This window comes from Vibrio sp. 10N.261.52.A1 (assembly GCF_002876325.1).
GTDB lineage: Bacteria > Pseudomonadota > Gammaproteobacteria > Enterobacterales > Vibrionaceae > Vibrio > Vibrio chagasii.
This window is the reverse complement of sequence record NZ_MCYD01000591.1, coordinates 1-3652: the sequence shown is the minus strand read 5'-3', so window position 1 is coordinate 3652 and position 3652 is coordinate 1. Positions and strand designations below refer to the sequence as shown.

The window sequence follows — 3652 nt, the reverse complement described above, 5'->3', positions numbered from 1 at the left end:
CAGAGCCAGAGCCAGAGCGTCAATTAGCGAGTCATCACTCAAGCTACGCAGAAATACGCGCAGCTGAGTTTGAAGTACCTAACCTAGAGGACGTTCAGAAGCTACTGAGCCGATTAGAGGCAACCAATGTTGTTGAGGACCTGAATCTTGACAAACTGATGGACCAGAACACGCAGAAAATCGCTCAGCAAGCAGACATGCAAATGTTTGATGCTGCGGTTGAGTCGGTTCAAGTCTCGCTAGAGCCAGAGATTCAAGATTGGAACCTTCAGGAATCTGATTTATCGATAGCGGCAGAACCTTTAGTGGAACTGCAGCCAATTGAAGAATCAACAGTAGAAGCTGAGCTTCCAAGGGTTGAGCAACCAGTCTCTGAGAGCGAAGCCGATGTTCCTGACATTGAGGCCGCTATTGAGCCAGAAACACAAGCGGGTGGTGCAGGGCAGTTTACTTCTTGGGAAAGTACGGCTCGAACAGAAGACTTCCAAGTTTTGTATTTTGATGTCAATGGTGTGACCTTTGCAGTACCACTGGATGAACTGGGTGGTATCCACCGCCTTGAAGAGGTCAATCACATTATTGGCAAACCATCTTGGTATTTGGGGTTACAAACCAACCGAGACAGTCAGCTAGATGTGGTCGACACCGCAAAATGGGTGATGGCCGAGAAGTTAGCCAGTGACGAATACAAAGGAAACTATCAATATATAGTGATGCTTGGAGAAAGCTTATGGGGGCTTGCGAGCACAGAGCTTAAAGGCACCGAGCTGCTTAATACTGATAAAGTACGTTGGCGAGAAATGGCAGGAAAACGCCCATGGCTCGCTGGTATGGTAAAAGAAAAAATGTGTGCTTTGATCCATGTCGAAGCATTAATCGCCATGCTAAATGCAGGGCTAGATGTAAAAGCATTGAGCTAGTACCAAGATTGGTACAACAAAAGCATCAAGTTAATAATAGTGGTCGGTAACGACGGCAAGAGGATTATCTATGTCTCAAATGAGTGAAGTTGAAGTAAGAAAAGATCAAACGAATGACGAAGTACTTCAATGGGTAACATTCCAGCTAGAAGAAGAAACTTACGGCATCAATGTAATGCAAGTTCGTGAAGTACTGCGTTACAGTGAGATTGCTCCGGTACCAGGTGCTCCTGACTACGTGCTAGGTATTATTAACCTACGTGGTAACGTTGTTACTGTTATCGACACTCGCTCTCGCTTTGGTTTGATGCAAGGTGAAATCACGGATAACACTCGTATCATCGTTATTGAATCTGAGCGTCAAGTTATTGGCATCCTGGTTGATAGTGTTGCTGAAGTGGTTTACCTACGTTCTTCTGAAATCGATACAACACCAAGTGTTGGTACTGACGAAAGCGCGAAGTTCATCCAGGGCGTTAGCAACCGCGATGGCAAGCTGCTTATCTTAGTAGATCTAAACAAACTACTAAGCGAAGACGAATGGGATGAGATGGCTCACCTATAATGTTTGAAGCGCTTCCTTTAAGCCCTGCTGCACTGATTGCTGGAGTTGGGGTTTTTACGTTATTCATATTGATTTTGATAAGCAAAGTAAAAAGTGCGACTCAAAAGCAATTGGATCAGTCACGTCTTCAAGTCCGAAACTTGGACAAAGAGCTGCAAAAATCGAGTAAGCAATTGCTTGAAGTTCGCTCTGTTGTGGTTGGCCTTGGCCAGAAAGTGACTGAACAACAAGATCTAATTAAACACCTGAATGAACGTATTGTCGAACTGGAACATGCGGATACCGATGGACGCTTGTACACTCGTGCAACGAAAATGGTTCAGCTTGGCGCTGGGATTAACGAGTTAATTGAAGAATGTGAATTACCTAAAGCTGAAGCTGAGCTGATGATGTCTCTGCAGAACAAGCTTGCGGGTAAAGAGAAAATTCCTTCATTACGAAGCGACCCTTCCTCGTTTGATGAGCATCCCACCGCCTCTCGTGAACGCAGGGATCCACCTCGACGCCGTTAAATTGAGCGCTACTCGTGATAAACACATTCTGTTTGTCACACACTCCTCTAAAAAGAAGCTTCGGCTTCTTTTTTTGTGCCTGAGTAACTGTTTATAGAATGATGTTTATAAGTGCTTGTTACTATTGCAATATCTCATTTTTGGTCAAAATGTGTAAATTGTGATGCAGTAGTAACAGTTTCTTACCGACTTTGTTCTACTGAAAACGCCTAGTCCTGTTTTGTCACCATATTGGTGTGCTACTATAGCCCTCTCATTACTCGACTAAATTTACCTATGCTAGAAGTCTCAAATTTAACTGCTATTCGTGACGAAAGGGTTCTGTTTGAATCGTTATCTTTTCAATTGAAACCAGGAGAGTTGGTTCAAGTTGAAGGGCGTAACGGTACAGGAAAAACGACACTCCTTAGGATCATCACTGGTTTAGGTGATCGTGACGAAGGCACTATCTCTTGGGATGGCGAATCTATCGAATCAAGTCGAGATGTGTATCATCAAAATTTGCTTTTTCTTGGCCACCAAACAGGTGTAAAGCGCGAGCTTAGTGCCTATGAGAACCTCAGTTTCTATCAGTCAATTCATTGTGGCGGAACCAATAAGGAAGAGCTTTACCATGCGCTTGCTCAGGTTGGACTAGCTGGTAGAGAAGATGTGCCTGCTGGGCAGCTTTCTGCTGGTCAGCAGCGCCGTGTTGCCTTAGCTCGTCTTTGGTTGAGTAAGCAGATGTTGTGGATTCTCGACGAACCACTGACTGCGATTGACAAGCAGGGGGTTAAAGTTCTTGAATCGCTTTTTTCTCAGCATGCGGATAACGGTGGGATTGTGCTACTCACAACGCACCAAGATATGTTTGCTGATAGCCCGAAACTAAGAAAAATAAAGTTGGGTGAGTAATATGATCTCTTCTATGACCACCATTATCCGACGTGAGCTACTTATCGCTTTTCGACGTCAGGCTGATATCTTTAACCCGTTGTGGTTCTTCATCATTGTTATCACGCTTTTCCCATTAAGTATCGGCCCTGAGCCAAACCTACTTGCACGTATTGCGGCGGGTATTGTTTGGGTTGCTGCTTTACTTTCTGCGTTACTGTCTCTTGAGCGTCTATTTCGCGATGATTTTCAAGATGGTGCCCTTGAACAGATGATGCTGATGCCCATCCCGTTGCAGTTGGTAGTATTGTCCAAGGTCATAGCACACTGGTTATTGACCGGGTTACCATTAATTTTAATTAGCCCATTGTTGGCTGTTTTGTTGTCATTGGATTTTGACACTTGGCTCTCTGTTGTGATGACTTTGCTTGTCGGAACGCCTGCCTTGAGCTTTATTGGGGCGATTGGTGTTGCTTTGACGGTTGGGTTGCAGAAGGGCGGGGTGTTACTGAGCCTGTTAATTTTGCCGCTATACATCCCTATTTTGATTTTCGCAACGTCAGCGATTGACGCTGCGGCGTTGGGCGTTGCCTACAATGGTCAACTAGCGATTCTCGGCGCCATGTTGATGGGCGCGATGACGCTAACGCCTTTTGCGATCAGTGCCGCACTTCGTGTGAGTGTGAACTGATAACGGTACCAGTATCGTATAGCTAAAGTGAACCAAAGTGTTCGATGAGACTCATAGAGTCAGCAAAACAGAAAGCAGAACAAATATATTA

The 3652-nt window shown here is 44.8% G+C and carries 5 protein-coding genes; all 5 read left to right on the top strand.

All coding sequences use genetic code 11. The features are described 5' to 3' along the window. Positions 1-920, top strand: a 920-nt coding sequence (locus BCT81_RS10125) for a chemotaxis protein CheW (protein WP_102424048.1), incomplete at its 5' end; no start/stop codon positions are given. A 70-nt stretch (positions 921-990) separates the two neighbouring features. Then, positions 991-1485 (top strand): chemotaxis protein CheW, encoded by a 495-nt coding sequence (locus BCT81_RS10120; protein WP_004739873.1) that lies wholly within the window; start codon positions 991-993, stop codon positions 1483-1485. Then, positions 1485-1997 (top strand): DUF2802 domain-containing protein, encoded by a 513-nt coding sequence (locus BCT81_RS10115; protein ID WP_102424047.1) that lies wholly within the window; start codon positions 1485-1487, stop codon positions 1995-1997. The genes BCT81_RS10120 and BCT81_RS10115 overlap by 1 nt, the downstream gene beginning before the upstream one ends. Positions 1998-2273: 276 nt before the next feature. Then, on the top strand, positions 2274-2891 hold the full coding sequence (gene ccmA, locus BCT81_RS10110; RefSeq protein WP_102424046.1) for a cytochrome c biogenesis heme-transporting ATPase CcmA: 618 nt from the start codon (positions 2274-2276) through the stop codon (positions 2889-2891). A gap of 1 nt (position 2892) precedes the next feature. Then, positions 2893-3561, top strand: a complete 669-nt coding sequence (gene ccmB, locus BCT81_RS10105) for a heme exporter protein CcmB (RefSeq protein ID WP_004739878.1) — start codon at positions 2893-2895, stop codon at positions 3559-3561. The last annotated feature ends 91 nt before the right edge of the window (positions 3562-3652 follow it).